The following is a 21,254-nucleotide window of genomic DNA, read 5'->3' as shown; positions in this document are numbered from 1 at the left end:
AGATCTGAAACCAGTTCAGCAAAAAATGAAAAAAAAACTAATTCAAAATACTTCGGAACATTTTGAAAAATTATTTCAAAAAAAACCAGAACATATTTTTCTTTCACCCGGAAGAATTAACATTATTGGCGAACACGTAGATTATAACGACGGCTTTGTCTTGCCAGCTGCTATCAATAAATACATTTGTTTTGCCATTTCTAAAAATGAAAATTCGGAATGTGCACTTGTGGCAAAAGATTTAAATGAAGTGTACCAATTCGACTTAAAAGATACGTTACAACCCATAGATAAAATGTGGGTCAATTATATTTTAGGCGTATTGCAGCAGTTGAAAGAAAAAGGATTAAAGTTGAATGGTTTTACTATCGTTTTTAGTAGCACGATTCCCATGGGAGCCGGACTTTCCTCTTCTGCCGCATTAGAATGTGGAATAGCGTATGCGATGAACAATATGTTCGATTTAAATTTATCAAAAGAAGAAATCGCACTTATCGGACAAAAAGCGGAACATACTTTTGCAGGGGTTAACTGCGGCATCATGGATCAATTTGCCTCAGTTTTTGGTAAAAAAAATAAAGTCATAAAATTAGATTGTACGACTTTAGCCTACGAATATCATAAAGCTAATTTTAAAGAATATCAATTGGTTTTGTTCGATAGTTGTGTGAAACATACGCATTTAACTTCGGGCTATAACGACAGAAGAAATGAAGTAGAACAAGGTTTAGCGATCATAAAAGCTACTTATCCTGAAGTTACTTCTTTTAGAAATTGTACCGAAAAAATGGTCCTTTCTTTAAAAGATAAACTGGGAGAAATTATTTTTAATAGATGTTTATTTGTAGTACACGAAATTGAAAGAGTGGAATTAGCCGTGAAAGCTTTATCGGAAGGAAATATTGAACAATTAGGCAATTTGATGACCAAAACGCATTACGGCTTATCAGAATTGTACGAAGTAAGTTGTCCTGAAATGGATTTTCTAGTTCAAGAAACGAATAATTTTTCAGCTATTATTGGCGCTCGAATGATGGGCGGCGGTTTCGGTGGTTGCACCATAAATTTAGTCAAAAAAGACAATGTGAATGCGGTGATTGAGAAAATGACACAAGCGTACAAAACCAAATACAACATCGAACTAAAATCATACAAAATTAAAATAGCCAAAGGCACAACCGAATATGCAATTTAATATCAACGAACATCCACACAGAAGATACAATCCGTTATTAGACGAATGGATTTTAGTTTCTCCGCATCGTGCAAAAAGACCTTGGCAGGGGCAAAAAGAAACCGTAACTACTGAGACTTTACCAGAACACGATGCTACTTGTTATTTATGTGCGGGTAATTTACGTTCGAACAGAGAAAAAAATCCAGATTATGAAGCCTGTTATGTCTTTGATAACGATTTCCCTGCCTTGTTGCAAAATGACATTGAATTTGAAAATAACAACAGTACTTTATTTCAATTAAAACCCGAAAAAGGTCTAAATAAAGTCATTTGCTTTTCACCGAAACACAACGTGACTTTAGCAGAAATGGAAGTTTCAGAAATTGAAAATGTAATTAAAACTTGGAAAGAAGAATATATCGATTTAGGCAGTAAAGACTACATCAATTACGTACAAATTTTTGAAAACAAAGGAAGTGTAATGGGTTGTAGCAATCCACATCCGCACGGACAAATTTGGGCGCAATCGTCTCTTCCTACTCAAATAGAAAAAACACAAAAAAGTTTACAAGCTTATTTTGAAAAACACAATAAAAGTTTGTTAGAAGATTATGTCAATCAAGAATTACAATTGAAAGAACGCATCGTAATTGAAAACGAACATTTTGTTGTTTTAGTCCCATTTTGGGCAACTTGGCCTTTTGAAACGATGCTTGTAAGTAAAAGACATTTCGGAAATTTAATTGGCTTAACCTCGAAAGAAAGTCTTGCTTTTGCCGAAGCCATCAAAGGGATTACCGTTAAATACGACAACTTATTTGAGACTTCATTTCCTTATTCTGCCGGAATTCATCAAGCACCAACCGACAGAATTTCGCATCCAGAATGGCATTTACACATGCATTTTTATCCGCCTTTATTACGAAGTGCTTCTGTAAAAAAATTTATGGTAGGCTACGAAATGTTAGGTGAAGCACAAAGAGATATTTCTCCAGAAAAAAGTGCCGAAATGCTAAGAAACTTACCGAACACACATTACAAACTAACCAAACCAAACGAATAATATGCAAACATTAGCCAACTTAGACTACTTAGTATTCTTCATTTATTTCATTATAATTGTAGGATACGGACTTTGGGTCTACAACAAAAAGAAAAAAGCGCAAGCTAGCAGTAACGATTATTTTTTAGCCGAAGGTTCGTTGACTTGGTGGGCCATTGGTGCCTCATTAATTGCCAGTAATATTAGTGCCGAACAATTTATTGGCATGAGCGGAAGCGGTTTCAAAATGGGATTAGCCATCGCCACTTACGAATGGATGGCTGCTGCGACTTTAATTATCGTTGCAGTGTTTTTCATGCCTGTGTATCTGAAAAATAAAATTTTCACGATGCCGCAATATTTAGAAAAAAGATACAACAGCAACGTAGCAATGATCATGGCCGTTTTTTGGTTGCTTTTGTATGTGTTAGTCAACCTAACGTCTATTTTATATTTGGGTGCGTTGGCAATTAGTAGCATTTCTGGATTGAACTTAACCTTTTGTATGGTTGGATTGGCCTTTTTCGCTTTAATGATTACACTTGGCGGCATGAAAGTAATTGGTTATACCGATGTAATTCAGGTTTTTTTCTTGATTTTAGGTGGATTAGTAACTACTTATTTAGCTTTAAATTTAGTTTCAGAATCTTTTGGAACTACAGGAATTTTGAACGGTTTCAACTTGATGACCGAAAAAGCTAACGATCACTTTCACATGATATTTGAAAAATCAAATCCGAATTATATGGATTTACCTGGACTTTCTGTGCTAATTGGTGGGATGTTAATTATCAATTTAAATTATTGGGGTTGTAACCAATACATCACACAACGTGCTTTGGGTGCCGATTTACAAACGGCGCGTTCTGGAATTTTGTTTGCCGCTTTCTTGAAAATATTAATGCCAATCATTGTGGTTTTACCCGGAATTGCGGCTTATGTTTTATATCAAAATGGTGGTTTTCAATCCGAAATGCTACAAGATGGAAGTGTGAATCCGGACCGAGCGTATCCGGTTTTACTAAACTTATTACCAGTAGGTTTAAAAGGCTTGTCTTTTGCAGCGTTAACAGCGGCAATTGTAGCTTCATTAGCAGGAAAAGCAAATAGTATTGCTACGATTTTTACTTTAGATGTGTATAAAAATAAAATCAACACCGATGCATCAGAAAAACAATTGATTTTTATTGGAAAAATTACAATTGCAGTAGCTTTGATAGTTGCGGTATTAGTAGCACCCTTTTTAGGCATTGATAAAAAAGGAGGTTTTCAATACATTCAGGAATATACTGGATTTGTGAGTCCTGGTGTTTTTGCGATGTTTATTTTAGGTTTCTTTTGGAAAAAAACCACTTCAAATGCGGCTTTATTTGCGATAATTGGAGGTTTCTTACTTTCTATTTTATTTAAATTTATGCCTGGTTTTGTCGATTTATCTTTCTTAAACGGCGTTGGATTTTCAGTTCCGAATGCAGAAGGCATTTACGAAATACCGTTTGTAGACCGAATGGGATTTGTGTTTTTAATTTGCGTAATTGTCATGTATTTCATCAGCATGTACGAAACTAAAAACGGCGTAGTAACGAATGGTTTAGAAATAGAAAAATCGATGTTTAAAATGTCGCCAGGTTTTACAGTTGGCGCGATACTTATTACAGGAATTTTAGTAGCTTTATATACCGTTTTCTGGTAATAGCTATAGCAACATTAATTAAAAAGGAAAACCTTTGTCAGCTGTACTTTGACAAAGGTTTTTTTTATTGATAAAAGTGACCTCGGCAGGGTTCGAACCTGCAACCAACGGAGCCGAAATCCGTCATTCTATCCAGTTGAACTACGAAGCCATTTTAAGTACGAAGTTAAAAGTTAGAAATTGGAAGTTTCTACTCGGTACTTCGTACTTCGTATTTTTAAACTAAAAGTTTTTTAACGATAGTAGAAATGGTTTTCCCTTCTGCTTGTCCGCCAATTTGTGCTGAAGCTAAGCCCATTACTTTTCCCATTGAAGCGATTCCAGATGCACCTGTTTCTGCAATAATTTTAGCTACGATAGCTTCTACTTCAGCTTCAGATAATTGTGCTGGTAAGAATTTTTCGATAACGGCGATTTGTGCTAATTCTGGTTCTGCTAAATCTGGACGGTTTTGAGTGGTGAAAATTTCAGCACTGTCTTTACGCATTTTTACTAATTTTTGTAAAATTTTTATCTCGTCTGCTTCTGATATTTCTTCTTTTGAACCTGAAGCGGTTTGCGCAAGTAACAACTCCGATTTAATGGCACGTAAAGCTTCCAAAGCCACAGTATCTTTGGCCTTCATAGCTTCTTTCATCGTATCCATAATTTGTGTAGATAAACTCATATATTTTAATTTTAGTATTTATTAATGTAATGTGATTTGAAATTCAGGCTTCACCCCAGATAGCAGCGGCATCTCCCGATTTTTCTTCGGGAATATAGCGGATAGCTGGAACAGGTGCTAAAAAATTCGAAACAAAAGTAATAAAAAATCCCGATTCGTTTATAACAAGTCGGGAATATAAGTTTAATAGATTTAGAATTTACTTTCTATCTAAATACTTCATGGTTTTTTTATATAACTTAACAATAAAATATAGAATTGCAATTAACAAAACAAACAAAAGTGTTTGAAAAAAGAACAATCCAAAACTGAAATTTTCCATAATTTTTTCCATATTATTTTTTGAAGATCTATTTAAAAATTAAATACAAAACACCAATAAGTAACGCAAAACTAATATATTTATTTGTACGGAAATTAATCTTGTAAAAGTAATTAGTATTAAAAACATATGCTATTTTTTTACTAAAGTAACAAAAAATCCCGACTTGTTAGTTACATGCCGGGATTTAAAGTATTGGTTAATTTATTTTATTTTAATCTACGTTGTCGTGTAAAAAAGAATTGTTAGAACGCAATTGAATGTCGTCGTTACTATCGATTCCTAATGACAGGCGCGATTGATTATTTTGGTTAGGCATACTCGTTACATCTAATCCTTGGCGACGAAAAGCTGGTTCTTTTTCCAAATCGTCAATTCTGCTTGGATTATTGAACTTGTGATTGAAACTTTTTAATTTGTTTTTTCTTTCTTCTGCTCTAGCTCTTAAAATTTCTTCAATAGACATTTCAACTGGTGAAGCAGCGTCAAAACTAAAGTTATTTTCAGAAGTTTCTTCTGCTGTAACTGTTTGTTTTACGGTAAAATTAATTTCTTCATCTATTGGTTCTGCAGCAAATTGAATCGTAGCAGCTGGTTCAAAAGTTTCTTCAATTTCTTCTTCCAAAGTATATTTAATAATGCCTTCTTGACTTAATTCTGTCACAGGGAAAAACTGAACGGCTTCGTTAACTTTGATGTCTTTTGTTTCTTCGCTTAATTCAAAAACAATTGTATTTTGTTTGCTTTCCGCTTTCGTTTCGAATAAATCTAACGAAAAGTTGAAATCATCATTTGCTACTACAAATTCTGGTTCAATAACTTCAATTTCTCTAACTGAATTAGAAATGATTTCAAATTCTTGAACTGGTGGAGCAACTTGTGCCACTGGTTCAATGTTTTGAATCGTTTGTACTGGAATTTCTACTTTAAAAGCAGGTTGTTCTACTACTGCAACTGGTTGTTGAAATTCTGCAGAAACGTTTTCAAAAAACACATCTAAATTTTTAATATAATCAGATGTTGGAATTAAATCTGAAACATGTGCTTGAACTGTTTGTGGTTGTTCCACTTCGAAATCATTTAATTCAAAAACAATTTTTTGCGCTGTTTCAGTCGTTACTTCCTTTGGTGTTTCTACTTCAAAAGTTACGTTATTGGCAATAGGCTCATTTACAGAAACAACTGGAGTTGACACTGCATTTGGCGTTAAATTATGTTGTAATTTTTGCTCACCGTCTAAAGAATGAATGATTTTTTGAGGTTCTGCATTGATAATTTCTTTTTGTTGTTCGATGTTAAAACCAGTAGCAATAACAGTAACTGAAATAGAATCTTCTAATTTTTCATCTTCACCGATACCCATAATGATGTTGGCGTTATGGCCTGCTTCATTTTGAATATATTCGTTAATTTCACTAATTTCATCGATAGTAATTTCATCAGAACCAAACGTGATAAGCAACAATACGTTTTTGGCACCTGTAATTTTATTATCATTTAATAATGGAGAATCTAATGCAGATTGAATAGCAATTTTAGCTCTATCCGAACCTGAAGCAACATAAGATCCCATAATAGCTGTTCCACTATCACTTAATACTGTTTTCGCGTCTTTAAGGTCGATATTCATGGTTAAGTGATTGGTAATCACTTCCGCAATACCTTTTGAAGCTGTAGCTAATACTTCATCGGCCTTAGAGAAACCTGCTTTGAAACCAAGATTTCCGTATACTTCTCTTAATTTATTATTATTGATAACAATTAAAGAATCTACTTGTTTTCTTAATCTTTCCACACCTTCCATAGCTTGTTCAGAACGATTTTTACCTTCGAACTGGAATGGAATCGTAACAATACCAACCGTTAAAATTCCTCTTTCTTTAGCTAATTGAGCAATTACTGGCGCAGCACCTGTTCCTGTACCACCACCCATTCCGGCAGTAATAAAGACCATTTTAGTGTTGGCATCCAACATTTTTTCAATCTCCTCAATACTTTCTAAAGCCGCTTGTTGTCCGATTTCTGGTTTTGCTCCTGCTCCTAAACCTTCCGTTAAATTCACACCTAACTGAATTTTATTTGGCACAGGGCTAGTTTGCAAGGCCTGAGAATCAGTATTACAAACCACGAAATCTACTCCAATAATTCCTTGTCTAAACATGTGGTTGATGGCATTGCTTCCGCCGCCTCCAACTCCAATAACTTTTATTACGTTTGATTGATTTTTTGGTAAATCAAAAGTAATGTTTCCAAATTCGTTGTTGCTCTCCATATATTTGGCTTTTTTTATTTTTTGTTATTTGCTACTAATAACATTATTCTACATTATCTAAAAACTCTTTAATTTTTCCTAACAGATTATTAAAGTCGTATTTCTTTTTTCTTTCTTGCGTTTCTTTTGAAGCTACTGGCGTTGGTGGTTTTACTTCTTCCACAACTACTTCAATAACCTTTTCTGTTACAACAGGTTCTGGAGCGATTACTGCAACAGGTTCAGGAGTCTTCATTTCAACAAATGGCGTGGCGCTATTCGTTTGATTGCGTAAACTTTCCATCACCAAACCTACAGAAGTAGCATATAATGGACTTGACAATTCTTCACTAGAATTTCCAGCTAAATGCTCGTTAGGAAAACCTATTCTAGTATCCATTCCTGTAATATATTCTACTAGTTGCTTGATATGTTGTAATTGTGAACCACCACCTGTTAAAACAATACCTGCGATTAATTTCTTCTTTGGCTCATCATGACCGTATAATTTAATTTCAGCATATACTTGTTCGATGATTTCCACTACTCTAGCGTGAATAATTTTCGATAAGTTTTTTAACGAAATTTCTTTGGGTTCACGACCTCTTAATCCAGGAATAGAAACAATTTCATTGTCTTTATTTTCACCTGGCCAAGCCGATCCGAAACGTGTTTTTAATAATTCAGCTTGTTTCTCAATGATAGAACATCCTTCTTTTATATCTTCCGTAATTACATTTCCTCCAAAAGGTATTACTGCAGTATGACGAATCACTCCATTTTTGAAAACGGCTAAATCTGTTGTTCCACCACCGATATCGATAAGTGCTACTCCAGCTTCTTTTTCTTCTTCACTTAAAACTGCATCTGAAGATGCTAAAGGCTCAAGTGTTAATCCTGTTAATTCTAATCCAGCATTTTTCACACAACGTCCTAAATTTCTTATCGACGCCGCTTGCCCAACTACAATATGAAAACTAGATTCAACTCTAGCGCCATACATACCAATTGGTTCTAAAATTTCTGATTGTCCGTCGATTTTAAATTCTTGTGGTAAAGCATGAATAATTTCTTCACCTGGAAGCATAGATAAATTTTGAACTTGGCAAGTTAATTGTTCAATATCATATTCTCCAATTACTTCTTCTGGATTTTTTCTACTGATGTAATCGCTGTGTTGAATGCTGCGAATGTGTTGTCCGGCAATACCAACTACTACATCATTTATTTTATAACCTGAATTATTTTCTGCTTCTAAAATTGCTTGTTGAATAGATTGAATAGTTTGCGTAATATTATTTACTACGCCTCTATGCACGCCCAAACTCTTAGATTTCCCTACACCTAGGATTTCTAATTTTCCGTACTCATTTTTCTTACCGATCATTGCTACAATCTTTGTGGTACCAATGTCTAATCCTACTCCAATACTTTCTTTGTTCATCATCTATTCCTTATTTTGAACACACTACTTGCTGTGTGAAAATTAAATTTATCGATTTGTACTTCCCAATTAACGAATCTTTCGATGCGTATTGATAAAAGGCTTTGTAATTTTTAAACTTTTTATCAATTGAAACGGGTTTGCCAAAATTTATTTCGTAATCATATTCCCTTGAAAGCATCGTCATACTTCCGTTTTTCTGAATTGTGATTCCGATGATATTCTTTTTTAAAAAATCATCTTTTTCAATAGCGCTAAAAGTTTCGATGAAACCCTTTTTGAATTCTCCCTCAATATTTCCTTGAACAATAGGAACTCTTGATGAAAAATTGTTTGACAATTGAAAAATACTACCCTTTTTATCCACGTAAAAAGTACGGTTTCCGTTAACAACTCTCGCTACAGGGGTCTTTTGTAAAACTTTAGTTATTAACACACCGTCTTCAGAGGTAAAAACCTCCGCGTTTTCGATAAATGGTTGCTTCTTTAAGGCACTTTCCAAATCTTTCAAATCTACTTTATCTTTTTGGATTGAAGAAGTACCTCCTAAATTTTGTATTAACAAGTTATTAACCATTTCATTTGTTAAAAACATTTTGTTATCGCCCTGAAATTCAACTTGCACCTTGCTTATCTTTCTGTTTTGGTTTCTAATCTGTGTAAAAGAATACAAAAACACTACCAAGAAAAGCATCAATACGAGGCGAATATTTTGCCAATTAAACCTTTTCATTTAATACCTTTTTTACATCCTTAACCATTTCTCCAATATCGCCTGCACCTATTGTTACATATACTGTTGCATCTGAATTTTTGAAACTTATTAACAACTCTTCTTTAGTAATCAAACGCTTATTTTCATTTTTTATTTTGCTTAACAACCAACTCGAATTTACACCTTCCATTGGTAATTCTCTAGCAGGGTAAATTTCTAATAAAAGTAACTCATCAAATTGCGCTAAACTTTCAGCAAAACCATCTATAAAATCTTTTGTTCTACTAAATAAATGAGGTTGAAAACAAGCAATAATTTTCTTGTTCGGATACAATTCTCGAACTGCTTGATGTACCGCATTAATTTCTGTTGGATGATGTGCATAATCATCAATATAAACTAAATTTTCCTCTCTAATTTGGAAGGAAAATCTTCTTCGAACTCCTTTGAAAGAAGCCAAGGCACTTTTTATTTTTTCCACCTCTACACCATACGATTTCGCCATTGCAAAAGCCAATAAAGCATTCGTTAAATTATGATGTCCGGGTAAGCCAAATTTTACATTTTCGATAACTCCCTCTTTAGTTTTTACATCAAAAACATAAAAACCGTTTTCAATTCTGATATTTTGAGCTGTGTAATCGGCACCTACATTCACTGCAATAGTATTTCCTTCTAAAGGCAAACCTTTGATAACAAACAAATTATCTGCAGGAACTTTATGAGCGAATTCTCTAAACGATTCTTCAATTGCTGCCACATCACCATAAATATCTAAATGATCTGCATCCATTGAAGTCACGCAAGATAAATCCGGATGTAAATGCAAGAAAGATCTGTCAAATTCGTCGGCTTCTACTACCGTAACGGTTTTCCCCGAACCGATTAAATTCGTATTATACCCTTCAACAATTCCGCCTAAAAACGCCGTAACATCCACTCCACTTTCATACAAAACATGTCCTAAAATACTTGAGGTTGTAGTTTTTCCATGCGTTCCAGCCACTGCAAAACAAAAGGTATCTTTGGTGATAATTCCTAATACTTCCGCACGTTTTTTAACTGTGAAATTATTCGCTAAAAAGTAATTCCATTCTGTATGATTTTTCGGGACTGCTGGAGTAATTACTACTAAAGTATTTTCTGTATTTTTAAAACTATCGTCAATTAAATTCACATCATCTTCAAAATGAATTTTGATACCATTTTCTTCTAATTCGGCAGTTAATTGTGTTTGTGTTTTGTCGTAACCCGCAACGTTTTTTCCGATAAATTGAAAATAACGCGCCAAAGCACTCATTCCGATACCACCGATACCAATAAAATAGACGTTATGTATTTGATTTAGATTCATGTTTTAAGTCACTATTTGTTTCGCCACGAAGCCACGAAGTCGCTAAGGCAGTTTATTTTTATTAGTTTTTAATTAATTTCTTAATTTCTTCAACTATATCTTTTGTTGCGTTGGGCAAAGCTAATTTTTTGATATTTTCAGTTAAGCTTTCGAGTTTACTTTTATCGTTTACTAAAGTTTCAAATACGGATTCGAATTGCGTTTCTAATTCCGATTCTTTAAGTAAAATCGCACCACCTTTTTCCACAATTGCTTTCGCGTTTTTAGTTTGATGATCTTCAGCTACATTTGGAGATGGAATAAAAATAGTTGGTTTTCCTGCGATACATAATTCAGATACCGACGATGCGCCAGAACGGGAAATAACAACATCTGCCGCGGCATAAACCAAGTCCATTCTATCAATGAAAGCTGTAACTTGAACGTTCTCGTTTTCGTTATATTTCGAATAATCGTCGACATAAACCTTACCACATTGCCAAAGGATTTGAAACCCTAACTGCCCAAAAAAATCTAACTCTTTTTCAATTAATTGGTTGATTCTTCTCGCACCTAAACTTCCACCTAAAATTAAAAGAGTTTTTTTATTCGCATCTAATTTAAAATGCTTGATTGCTTCTTCTCTTTTACTTGCCACTTCCATTAGATCTTGACGTACAGGATTTCCTGTTAAGACCATTTTATTTTTTGGAAAAAAACGATCTAAGTTATCATAGGCTACACAAATGGCGTTGGCTTTTTGGGCTAATAATTTATTAGTAATACCTGGAAAAGAATTTTGCTCCTGAATAACTGTTGGAATACCTAACATAGAAGCTACTTTAAGCACAGCACCACTAGCAAAACCGCCTGTTCCTATAACCACATCTGGTTTAAATTTTCTTAAAATAAAAAAAGATTTCAGTAAACTTGATGTCAATTTTAAAGGAAACATTGCGTTTTGAAGCGTTAGTTTACGTTGTAAACCTGCAATCCAAAGCCCTTCAATTTTATAACCTGCTTGCGGCACTTTTTGCATTTCCATTTTATCTTTGGCGCCTACAAATAAAAATTCTGCATCAGGAAATTGCGCTTTTAATTCGTTTGCAATAGCAACAGCTGGATAAATATGTCCGCCTGTTCCGCCTCCGCTAATAATAAATCTTTTTCCCATTACTTTTTATTTAAAACTGCATGCATTGGGTTTTGCCCATTTACTAAACTATCGCCTTCATTATCCAATTCGTTTTCTTGTTTTAAAGATTCACGAATAGCATATTTCATATCATTAACTTTCTTTTCTTCCTCTGAAATTGAAGTGGATGAACTTTCATCATTCATTACAGAAACTTCTCTATCTATAATTCTTTGTAAAGCCGCTTCTCTATCTTGTAAATCTTTCAAGTCGGCAGCAATTTCATCTTCTTTTTTTGTCACACTCAAGATAATCCCTAACGACAAACAAGTCATCCAAATTGACGTTCCACCAGAACTAATTAAAGGTAATGGTTGCCCAGTTACCGGTAACAATTCTACTGCAACACCCATATTTATTAATGCTTGAATGATAATTGGAAATCCTAAACCTATGATTAATAATTTCCCGAATAAATTATTCGTTTTATTGGCTCTGATTAAAAATCTAAAGAACAATAACATGTAGAAAAACACTAATGTAAATCCACCAATTAATCCGTATTCTTCGACAATAATGGCGAAAATAAAATCGGAAGACGATTGCGGTAAAAAGTTTTTCTGAATACTTTTACCTGGTCCGACTCCATTGATTTTTCCAACTGCAATGGCAATTTTTGCATTCTCTATTTGGTATTTATCTTCATCTGGTTTATCTGTGGTGAAATTTTCAATTCTTTTTTCCCAAGTAGCCACACGATTAAATAATTTATGACCAGGAAATGCCTTCGATAACAAAAACACCAACATTAAAAGCGCGATACCAGATGCAATAATAACTCCTAAATATTTTAAAGGATATTGACCGATAAAAAGCAACATACATACCATAGCAAACATTAAAGCTGTGGTGGAAAAGTTAGACGGTAAAATACAAATTAAAACCGCACTAACTGGTAACCAAATTTTAACAACAGAATCTTGAAACGTATACGAAGCTTCTTTTAATTTGGTTAAAGTCCTTGCTACATAAACCATCAAAACCGTAAAGGCAAGAGTTGACGTTTGAAAAGACATTCCTATGAAAGGAATATTGATCCATCTACTGGCATTGGCACCACCAATCACTTTACCTTGTAATTGCGTGTAAACCAAAAGAGGAATTACAATTAACATTCCGAAAATGGAATATTTTTTAAATTTTTCGAAGTGTAATTTATGCACCCAAAAAACAATTCCTAACCCAATTCCAAGATGTACAAAATGCTTCAAAATAATACCAAAAGTCGTACCACCATTTCCGACCGTATAAACCAAGTTAGTACTGGCACTGTATACAGGTAAAAAGGAAACGATAGCCAGTAATACTATTACCGCCCAAATGGTTTTATCGCCTTTAAGTTCGCTTACTATTTTGTTCATCTGATATCAAATTGCATTTTTAAAAAAACGCTAGAAATATTTGACTCTGTTGGAGTCATGTTTTATGCTATATATGTTTGAATCCACTAGATTCAATAGTACTATCCTTATAGGTTTTGTACTGCTTGTTTGAATTGGCGACCTCTGTCTTCGTAGTTTTCAAACAAATCGAAACTGGCACAAGCTGGTGAAAGTAGAACTGTATCTCCTTTTTCAGCCATTTTGTTTGCAATTTTTACTGCTTCAGACATTGAAGTAGTTTCTACAAACATATCTACTAAACCTTCGAATTTATCAGCTAACTTTTTGTTATCAACTCCTAAACAAATAATTCCTTTTACTTTTTCACGAACTAAGGCCATTAATTCGTCGTAGTCGTTTCCTTTATCCACACCACCTACAATCCAAACCGTAGGCGTAATCATACTGTCTAGAGCAAAAAAAGTAGCATTTACATTGGTTGCTTTCGAATCGTTAATATATTGAACATTGTTTATTTTTAATACTTTTTCTAATCTATGTTCGGCACCTTGAAAATTAGTTAAGCTTTCTCTGATGGTTGCTTTTCTAATGTTCATTAATTGGGCAACTGTCGTTGCAGCCATAGTGTTTTTAACATTATGTTTTCCTTCTAAAGCAAGTTTGTTGATTGGCATAATAAAATTATCTTCGTTTAGTTTGATATTGATTTCGTTGTTTTCTGTGACACTTCCGCCTTCATCTATCTGATTTACTAGTGAGAAAGGCACTTTGTTTGCTTTTATTTGATGATTGGCTAACCAATTTGAAATAGTTGCATCATCTTGATCATAAATAAAATAATCATCTGCTGTTTGATTCATTGTAATCCTGAACTTGGAATCGATATATAAATTGTAATCGTAATTGTAACGGTCTAAGTGATCAGGACTTATATTTAATAAAACCGCTATATCTGGCTTGTAATTAATAATTCCGTCTAGTTGAAAACTACTCAATTCTAATACGTAACAATCGTGTTTGTTTTCGGCTACTTGCCAAGCAAAACTTTTTCCGATATTACCCGCTAATCCAACATTTAATCCACCTTGTTTTAGCAAATGATACGTTAACAAAGTAGTTGTTGTTTTTCCATTACTTCCTGTAATTCCTATTGTTGTAGCCGTTGTAAAAGGCGCTGCAAATTCAATTTCAGAAATCACTGGAATGTTCTTTTCTACCAACTTTTTTACAATGGGAGATTTTTCTGGAATTCCGGGACTCTTCATGACTACATCGGCATTCAGAATTAATTCTTCTGTATGCTTTTCATCTTCCCAAGCTATTTTATTTATCGTAAGAACTTCTTTATAATTTTCTTTAATTTTTCCGAAATCAGAGACAAAAACATCGTATCCCTTTTTCTTTCCAAGAATTGCGGTTCCCACACCACTTTCTCCACCGCCTAATATTACTAACCTCATTTTCTATTTACGATTTACGATTAATGATTTACGAATGCTGCTGATATCCATTAACGTAACTTTAGTGATACTAGTGAGAAAATAGCCAAGATGATAGCTACAATCCAGAATCGCGTTACGATTTTACTTTCGTGATACCCTTTTTTCTGATAATGATGATGTAACGGCGACATCAAGAAAATACGACGACCTTCTCCGAATTTCTTCTTGGTATATTTAAAATATGCCACTTGCAAAACCACTGAGAAGTTTTCTGCTAAGAAAATACCACATAAAACTGGAATCATTAATTCTTTACGAACTGCGATGGCAATTACAGCAATAATACCACCAATAGTTAAACTACCTGTATCGCCCATAAAAACCGTAGCTGGATACGTATTGTACCATAAGAAACCAATTAATGCTCCTACAAAAGCTGCTATGTAAATGGTCATTTCACCCGAATTTGGAATGTACATGATATTCAAATAGTTTGAAAAAATGATATTTCCCGATACGAATGTAAAAATCCCTAAAACTAAAACTGAAATAGCTGAAGTTCCAGCAGCTAAACCATCAATTCCATCCGTTAAATTGGCGCCATTTGAAACGGCCGTAATGATAAAAATTACGATTGGAATAAAAATTAACCAAGCCCATTTTTGGTAATCATCACCCATAAATGATAATACTTCGGCATAATCAAACGTGTTATTTTTTAAAAACGGAATCGTAGTTTCCATAGATTTTACCTCAGGAGATGTCGATTTTACAACCGTTTCTATCCCTTGTTTTTTTAGCACTACATCTTCTTTAATAGTTACACCTGGATGAAAATATAAAGTAGCACCTACAATAATTCCTAAACCTACTTGTCCGATAACTTTAAATCTTCCCTTCAAACCATCTTTGTCCTTTTTGAAAATTTTGATGTAATCGTCTAAAAAACCAATACTTCCCATCCAAACAGTGGTAATCAAGAGCAAAATGATATAAATATTATCTAACTTCGCTAATAACAATACCGGAACTAAAGTGGCTAAAATAATAATCAATCCACCCATAGTTGGCGTTCCTGCTTTTTGCACTTGACCATCTAAACCTAACTCACGAACCGTTTCACCTACTTGTTTGTTTCTTAAATAACCAATAATTCTTTTTCCATAAATGGTTGAAATAAGCAACGATAAAATTACCGCCATTCCTGAACGGAAAGTAATGTATTGAAACAAACCAGCACCAGGTAAATTATAGGCTTCGTCTAGGTAATTAAAGATGTAGTATAACATAATTTTTGAGTTTAAAAGGTTAAAAGTTTTTGAGTTAAAAAGGTTTGAATAAGTTTACTCACATCAATTACACTCCTTACTATTCACACTTTACTATTTACTATTTACTATTTTTCTAATTGTTTTAATAATTCTTGTACGATTTGCATGTCGTCAAAATCGTGACGTACGCCATTGATTTCTTGATAGGTTTCATGACCTTTACCTGCGATTAAAATAATATCACCAGGATTTGCCATTTGACAAGCTGTTTTTATGGCTTGTTTTCTATCTAAAATAGATACCGTTTTTTTGAAATTCTGACCTTCCACACCAGCTTCCATTTCCTCAATAATAGTTTGTGGATTTTCGGTTCGTGGATTATCGGCAGTGAAAATCGCTTTATCACTTAACATTGCGGCGATGTTAGCCATAATTGGTCTTTTGGTCTTGTCTCGATCGCCACCACAACCTACAATTGTAATCAATTGTTCGTTTTTGGTACGAATGTCCTCTATTGTTTTCAATACATTTTCTAAAGCATCTGGTGTGTGTGCATAATCTACAATAGCTGTGATTTTTGATTCAGAAATAATAAATTGAAAACGTCCTGAAACACTTTCTAATTCTGACAATAAGCGTAAAGCTTCATTACTTTCTATTCCTAATTCTAATGCTACACCATAAATGGCCAATAAATTATAAGCGTTGAAAGAACCAATTAATTTCGTCCAAACCTCATCATTATTAATTTTTAAAACTAAACCTGATAATTGATTTTCTAAAATTTGAGCTTTAAAATCGGCATACGTTTTTAAGGCATATGTTCTTTTTCTGGCCACTGTATTTTGAAACATTACTGCTCCATTTTTGTCATCAACATTTGTAATAGCAAAAGCTGATTTTGGTAAATTATCGAAAAACGATTTTTTTACATCTCGGTATTCTGCAAACGTATCGTGATAATCTAAATGATCGTGGGATAAATTGGTAAACACGCCACCTTCAAAATGTAAAGATTCCGTTCTTTTTTGATGAATTCCGTGAGAAGAAACTTCCATAAAACAGAATTCACAACCAACTTCCACCATTTCATCTAAATACTGATTTATGGTAAGAGAATCTGGAGTAGTATGAGTCGCTTTATATTCTGTTTCATCAACCATAATTTTTACAGTCGATAACAAACCAACTTTATAACCTGCTTTTTTAAACATTTGGTACAATAACGAAGCAATTGTTGTTTTTCCATTTGTACCCGTAATTCCAACTAATTTTAATTTTCGCGATGGATTATTGTAATAATTTGCCGCTAAATACGACAAAGCCTGATTTGAATTTTGAACTTTTACGTAAGTAATATTTTCTAATAAAGGTGTTGGTAAATCTTCGCAAACTACTACAGAAGCACCTAACGAAATTGCTTTATCAATAAATTGATGGCCATCTGACAGTGAACCTTTAATCGCTACAAAAACATCGTTATTAGAGACTTTTCTGGAATCAAACTCGATTTTTTCAATAGATAAGTCCGTTGAACCGTGAACCGCTTCAATCGTAACTTTGTATAATATGTCTTTTAAAATGCTCACGATAATTCTATAGTTATAGTTTGATTTTTCTTGAAAACTTCCCCAGGATTGATGGATTGTTTTTTCACTTTTCCCACACCAATAAACTTCACTTTCAATCCTAAATTTTCTAATAAGGAAACCGCATCCATTCCAGCCATTCCTTTTACGTTTGGAATTTTATTTGTAGTTCCTTGTGATTTTTTTTCATATTCTGCATACAAAACGTCTTGCTTGGCATTTTTTAATTTGATGCTTTTAAACTTGTTTGTATTTGGCACATCTGTAAATATTTTTTGAGCGATTCTTTTGAAAACTGGTCCAGCCACATCTGCTCCGTAATAATTATTTAAAGACGTATTGGGTTTGTGCACCACAATAATGCATGAATATTTAGGGTTATCCGCTGGAAAATAGCCTACGAATGAAGAAGCATAATACATGTTTTCTTTTCCTTTACTATAATTTACTTGAGCTGTTCCTGTTTTACCAGCCATTGAAAAATCAGAAGAATACAATTTACTTCCCGTTCCTTTTTTAACCACATTTGCCAAAATTGCTTTCACTTTAGCTAAGGTTTCATCTGAACACATTTTCTCATTAATGACTTCTGCTTCATATTTTTTTATAGTTTTATTCCATTCTTTAATTTCTTTAACGAAAATCGGTTTAATCATTTTTCCGTTATTGGCAATTCCGTTATATAAAGTCAATGTTTGCAAAGGCGTCATGGAAACTCCATAACCGAAAGCCATCCAAGGTAAAGAAGTTGCATTCCAATCGTCCGTTCCTGGTTGTGGAATGTATGATTTTGCTTCTCCTAAAAGCTGAATTCCAATTGGCTTGTTTAATCCGTAACTACTTAATCTGTCTGTAAATTGTTTTGGATTACTTTTATAATTCTGATATACGGCTTGTACTAAAACAGTGTTAGAAGACACTTCAAAACCTCTTGCTAACGAAATACTTCCGTAACCGCCATCGTGCGAATCTTTTACTTTTCTGTTTCTGATAGTGATAATTCCACCATTTGTATTGTACACTTTTGAAGTATCTACTTTTTTATCATCAAGAAGTGCGATTAAATCTAATAATTTGAATGTCGAACCAGGCTCGTGAGACTCGGCAACTGCATAATTTTGTGTTTCGAAATACGAACCATCTTCTGCTCTTCCTAAGTTTGAAATGGCTTTTACTTCACCTGTTTTGGTTTCCATAACTACTACACAACCGTGATCTGCCTCGTACAATTCTAATTGTTTTAGCAAAGCATGATGGGCAATATCTTGAATGAAAACATCGATAGTAGAAATGATATCATACCCATCAACAGGATCTAACTCATTGACATCAGAAATGGGTTTCCACTGGTTTTTGGCGATTTTCTGCATCAAACGGTGTCCGTTTTTACCATTTAAGTATTCGCGAAACGCGTATTCTAAACCTTTTCCTTGATTACCATCACGTTCATAACCAATAGTTCTGTTGGCAATTAATCCGACAGGATGTTTACGAACTGTTTTTTGTTCAACGATAATTCCGCCTTTGTTTGCACCTAACTTGAATAATGGAAATTTTTTTATTCGCATATATTCTGTGAAACTTAATTTTCTGGCTACTAAAAAATATCTGTTTTTGGTGTTTTTAGCTTTTCTTAATTCTCTCTGAAATTCGCCCGAAGATTTTCCCAAAAGTAATGACAAGGAATCTGAAAGCTCTTTGTAATATTTTTCAAAATTCTCTTCAGTTGGCGCCACCGCATCGAAACGGATTGAATATTCTGGTATGGAAGTAGCTAATAAACTACCATCTGATGAATAGATATTTCCTTTATTAGCAGGAATATCAAAGTTTTTAACCGTACGTTGTTTGGCTAAGTTTCTATAATATTCACCGCCAACCCACTGAATATTAAATAACTTTACGGCAATGGCAATAGAAAACGCAAAAACACAGACTACCACAAAAGTAAGTCTGTATGAAATTAAGTTATCTTTTTTTACTGCCATATTTTTAATTTATCAAAAAAGCTTTTTTCTTCTGGTTTGCGTATTACAATTTTTTTTGGTGGAACGGATGAAGGTAAAATTTGTCTTGCTTCCATTTTTTTTGAAATGGTCGATTCCATTTTGAGTTTCATTAATTCGGATCGTGTATCTACAAAACGGGATCTTAACTCTTTTACTTCATTAGTTAATTTGGTAATCTTATAATTTTTTTCATCGTATTTATGATTAAAATAAATCATTAACATAGCCAATGAAAATAAGAAAATGATGAATTTCCATGTTTTAAGCGCATCATCATCAATTAAGAATTTCGCTTTCAAAAGGCTATATATACTACTTTCTTTTGCCATTATTTTTTTTCTGCTATTCGTAATTTAGCGCTTCTTGCTCTGTTATTGCTTTCAATTTCTGTGGCAGAAGGCACAATTAATTTTCCTATACTTTTGAAAGGCACTTCAAAATTTCCGAAGAAATCTCGCTCTGGCTCACCTTCAAACATTCCGTTTCTTATGAATCGTTTCACCAATCTATCTTCTAAAGAGTGATAAGAAATTACACTTAATCTTCCTCCAGAAACTAACAATTCTTCTGTTTGTGTTAAGAATTCTTTTAGCACTTCAATTTCTTGATTTACTTCAATACGAATGGCCTGGTAAATTTGAGCTAAAATTTTATTTGCTTTATGTCCGGGTAAAAACCTAGCCAAAACCTCTTTTAATTGTTCTGAATTCTTAATTTTCTTATCGGCTCTAGCGGCTACGATAACATTCGCCATTGCGCCACCATTTTTCAATTCACCAAAATCAACAAAAACGCGTTTTAGTTCTTTTTCTTCATAATCATTAATCACTTCATAAGCAGAAAGCGAATTGTTTTGGTTCATTCTCATGTCTAAAGCTCCATCAAAACGAGTAGAAAAACCTCTATCTGCCACATCAAATTGATGAGAAGAAACTCCGAAATCTCCTAAAATTCCATCTACTTGTTTTATGCCATGAAAGCGTAAAAACCTTTTTATAAATCGGAAATTTTCATTAATCAAAACAAATCTTTCGTCTTCAATTGCGTTAGCTAACGCATCTGTATCTTGATCAAAACCAAACAATTTACCGTTTGGCCCTAAATGTTTCATAATTTCTCTAGAATGCCCTCCGCCACCGAAAGTTACATCTACATATATTCCGTCAGGCTTAATATTTAAACCTTCTACCGTTTCCTTTAAAAGTACTGGATTATGATATTCCATCTTCGTCTTCATTTTGATTACCCATTACTTCTTCTGCTAAATCTGCAAAATCTACCATTGCATTATCTAAAGCTGATTCGTATAAATTTTTATCCCAAATTTCAATAATTGAAACCGCAGACGACAATACAATGTCTTTATCAATCTTAGAAAACAGCACCAAATCCTTTGGAATTAATAACCTGCCTGTTGTATCAATCTCAACCATTTTCACACCAGCAGTAAACGCTCTAATGAAATCATTGTTCTTTTTTACAAAACGGTTCAGCTTATTAATTTTTTGCATGACTTTGTTCCATTCACTCATTGGATACAATTCCAAACAAGGCTGAAAAACAGAGCGCTTCAACACAAAGCCTTCCTCAAGATTGCCTAATTGCTTCTTGAGAGGCGCAGGCACCATTAGCCTTCCTTTTGCATCGACTTTACACTCGTATGTTCCTAAAAATGTATTCAACTTTATCGAATGAATTAATAATGAGACAAATTTAAAAAATATTTTACCACTTTTTACCACAAAATACCACTTTGTTAAT

The 21,254-nt window shown here is 33.6% G+C and carries 17 protein-coding genes and 1 tRNA gene; 3 read left to right on the top strand and 15 right to left on the bottom strand.

What is annotated here, in order from left to right:
- The first annotated feature begins 25 nt into the window (after positions 1-25).
- The 3 genes from galK to G4D72_RS06920 are packed head-to-tail and all read left to right on the top strand — an operon-like array spanning position 26 to position 3,912.
- Positions 26-1,195: a galactokinase gene (gene galK / locus G4D72_RS06930; RefSeq protein ID WP_166076925.1), complete on the top strand. Its 1,170-nt coding sequence runs from the start codon at positions 26-28 to the stop codon at positions 1,193-1,195.
- Positions 1,185-2,240: a UDP-glucose--hexose-1-phosphate uridylyltransferase gene (locus G4D72_RS06925; protein WP_166076924.1), complete on the top strand. Its 1,056-nt coding sequence runs from the start codon at positions 1,185-1,187 to the stop codon at positions 2,238-2,240. Before galK ends, G4D72_RS06925 begins: the two co-directional genes overlap by 11 nt.
- 1 nt (position 2,241) lies before the next feature.
- The gene (locus G4D72_RS06920; protein ID WP_166076923.1) at positions 2,242-3,912 is read left to right on the top strand and encodes a sodium/sugar symporter; all 1,671 of its coding nucleotides are present in this window, start codon (positions 2,242-2,244) and stop codon (positions 3,910-3,912) included.
- 77 nt (positions 3,913-3,989) lie between these two features.
- On the opposite strand, the gene G4D72_RS06915 is transcribed toward G4D72_RS06920, so the two are convergent.
- The 15 genes from G4D72_RS06915 to mraZ form a co-directional block, all read right to left on the bottom strand.
- Positions 3,990-4,063 (bottom strand) — tRNA-Arg (locus tag G4D72_RS06915).
- A 66-nt stretch (positions 4,064-4,129) separates the two neighbouring features.
- Positions 4,130-4,579 (bottom strand): GatB/YqeY domain-containing protein, encoded by a 450-nt coding sequence (locus tag G4D72_RS06910; RefSeq protein WP_166076922.1) that lies wholly within the window; start codon positions 4,577-4,579, stop codon positions 4,130-4,132.
- Positions 4,580-5,115: 536 nt separating this feature from the next.
- Complete coding sequence (gene ftsZ / locus G4D72_RS06905; protein WP_166076921.1) at positions 5,116-7,173, bottom strand: cell division protein FtsZ; 2,058 nt, start codon at positions 7,171-7,173, stop codon at positions 5,116-5,118.
- Between the two features lie 43 nt (positions 7,174-7,216).
- Complete coding sequence (ftsA, locus tag G4D72_RS06900) at positions 7,217-8,596, bottom strand: cell division protein FtsA (RefSeq protein ID WP_166077054.1); 1,380 nt, start codon at positions 8,594-8,596, stop codon at positions 7,217-7,219.
- Between the two features lie 10 nt (positions 8,597-8,606).
- Positions 8,607-9,329: a cell division protein FtsQ/DivIB gene (locus G4D72_RS06895; RefSeq protein WP_166076920.1), complete on the bottom strand. Its 723-nt coding sequence runs from the start codon at positions 9,327-9,329 to the stop codon at positions 8,607-8,609.
- Positions 9,316-10,665 (bottom strand): UDP-N-acetylmuramate--L-alanine ligase, encoded by a 1,350-nt coding sequence (murC, locus tag G4D72_RS06890; protein WP_166076919.1) that lies wholly within the window; start codon positions 10,663-10,665, stop codon positions 9,316-9,318. The genes G4D72_RS06895 and murC overlap by 14 nt, the downstream gene beginning before the upstream one ends.
- A gap of 61 nt (positions 10,666-10,726) precedes the next feature.
- Positions 10,727-11,818: an undecaprenyldiphospho-muramoylpentapeptide beta-N-acetylglucosaminyltransferase gene (gene murG, locus G4D72_RS06885; protein WP_166076918.1), complete on the bottom strand. Its 1,092-nt coding sequence runs from the start codon at positions 11,816-11,818 to the stop codon at positions 10,727-10,729.
- Complete coding sequence (locus G4D72_RS06880) at positions 11,818-13,200, bottom strand: FtsW/RodA/SpoVE family cell cycle protein (protein ID WP_166076917.1); 1,383 nt, start codon at positions 13,198-13,200, stop codon at positions 11,818-11,820. The genes murG and G4D72_RS06880 overlap by 1 nt, the downstream gene beginning before the upstream one ends.
- A gap of 107 nt (positions 13,201-13,307) precedes the next feature.
- Positions 13,308-14,642 (bottom strand): UDP-N-acetylmuramoyl-L-alanine--D-glutamate ligase, encoded by a 1,335-nt coding sequence (murD, locus tag G4D72_RS06875; RefSeq protein ID WP_166076916.1) that lies wholly within the window; start codon positions 14,640-14,642, stop codon positions 13,308-13,310.
- A gap of 50 nt (positions 14,643-14,692) precedes the next feature.
- Positions 14,693-15,913, bottom strand: coding sequence for a phospho-N-acetylmuramoyl-pentapeptide-transferase (gene mraY / locus G4D72_RS06870; protein ID WP_166076915.1), 1,221 nt, complete (start codon positions 15,911-15,913; stop codon positions 14,693-14,695).
- A gap of 107 nt (positions 15,914-16,020) precedes the next feature.
- Positions 16,021-17,484 (bottom strand): UDP-N-acetylmuramoyl-L-alanyl-D-glutamate--2,6-diaminopimelate ligase, encoded by a 1,464-nt coding sequence (locus G4D72_RS06865; protein WP_166076914.1) that lies wholly within the window; start codon positions 17,482-17,484, stop codon positions 16,021-16,023.
- A complete protein-coding gene (locus G4D72_RS06860; RefSeq protein WP_166076913.1) occupies positions 17,481-19,472 on the bottom strand; it encodes a penicillin-binding protein in 1,992 nt (663 codons plus the stop codon). Before G4D72_RS06860 ends, G4D72_RS06865 begins: the two co-directional genes overlap by 4 nt.
- Positions 19,463-19,822, bottom strand: a complete 360-nt coding sequence (locus tag G4D72_RS06855) for an FtsL-like putative cell division protein (protein WP_166076912.1) — start codon at positions 19,820-19,822, stop codon at positions 19,463-19,465. Before G4D72_RS06855 ends, G4D72_RS06860 begins: the two co-directional genes overlap by 10 nt.
- Positions 19,822-20,730, bottom strand: a complete 909-nt coding sequence (gene rsmH, locus G4D72_RS06850) for a 16S rRNA (cytosine(1402)-N(4))-methyltransferase RsmH (RefSeq protein ID WP_207784877.1) — start codon at positions 20,728-20,730, stop codon at positions 19,822-19,824. Before rsmH ends, G4D72_RS06855 begins: the two co-directional genes overlap by 1 nt.
- Positions 20,705-21,175: a division/cell wall cluster transcriptional repressor MraZ gene (mraZ, locus tag G4D72_RS06845; RefSeq protein ID WP_091314867.1), complete on the bottom strand. Its 471-nt coding sequence runs from the start codon at positions 21,173-21,175 to the stop codon at positions 20,705-20,707. Before mraZ ends, rsmH begins: the two co-directional genes overlap by 26 nt.
- Between the last annotated feature and the right edge of the window lie 79 nt (positions 21,176-21,254).

The organism is Flavobacterium difficile (assembly GCF_011392115.1).
Lineage (GTDB): Bacteria > Bacteroidota > Bacteroidia > Flavobacteriales > Flavobacteriaceae > Flavobacterium > Flavobacterium difficile.
This window is presented reverse-complemented; position numbering and strand designations above follow the sequence as displayed.

Coding starts and splice junctions, on each gene's coding strand:
- murG (WP_166076918.1), bottom strand. CDS start 11,818: ATGGGAAAAAGATTTATTATTAGCGGAGGCGGAACAGGCGGACATATT.
- G4D72_RS06855 (WP_166076912.1), bottom strand. CDS start 19,822: ATGGCAAAAGAAAGTAGTATATATAGCCTTTTGAAAGCGAAATTCTTA.
- mraY (WP_166076915.1), bottom strand. CDS start 15,913: ATGTTATACTACATCTTTAATTACCTAGACGAAGCCTATAATTTACCT.
- G4D72_RS06895 (WP_166076920.1), bottom strand. CDS start 9,329: ATGAAAAGGTTTAATTGGCAAAATATTCGCCTCGTATTGATGCTTTTC.
- G4D72_RS06920 (WP_166076923.1), top strand. CDS start 2,242: ATGCAAACATTAGCCAACTTAGACTACTTAGTATTCTTCATTTATTTC.
- ftsA (WP_166077054.1), bottom strand. CDS start 8,596: ATGAACAAAGAAAGTATTGGAGTAGGATTAGACATTGGTACCACAAAG.
- murD (WP_166076916.1), bottom strand. CDS start 14,642: ATGAGGTTAGTAATATTAGGCGGTGGAGAAAGTGGTGTGGGAACCGCA.
- ftsZ (WP_166076921.1), bottom strand. CDS start 7,173: ATGGAGAGCAACAACGAATTTGGAAACATTACTTTTGATTTACCAAAA.
- G4D72_RS06925 (WP_166076924.1), top strand. CDS start 1,185: ATGCAATTTAATATCAACGAACATCCACACAGAAGATACAATCCGTTA.
- G4D72_RS06880 (WP_166076917.1), bottom strand. CDS start 13,200: ATGAACAAAATAGTAAGCGAACTTAAAGGCGATAAAACCATTTGGGCG.
- G4D72_RS06910 (WP_166076922.1), bottom strand. CDS start 4,579: ATGAGTTTATCTACACAAATTATGGATACGATGAAAGAAGCTATGAAG.
- rsmH (WP_207784877.1), bottom strand. CDS start 20,730: ATGAAGACGAAGATGGAATATCATAATCCAGTACTTTTAAAGGAAACG.
- galK (WP_166076925.1), top strand. CDS start 26: ATGAAAAAAAAACTAATTCAAAATACTTCGGAACATTTTGAAAAATTA.
- murC (WP_166076919.1), bottom strand. CDS start 10,665: ATGAATCTAAATCAAATACATAACGTCTATTTTATTGGTATCGGTGGT.
- G4D72_RS06860 (WP_166076913.1), bottom strand. CDS start 19,472: ATGGCAGTAAAAAAAGATAACTTAATTTCATACAGACTTACTTTTGTG.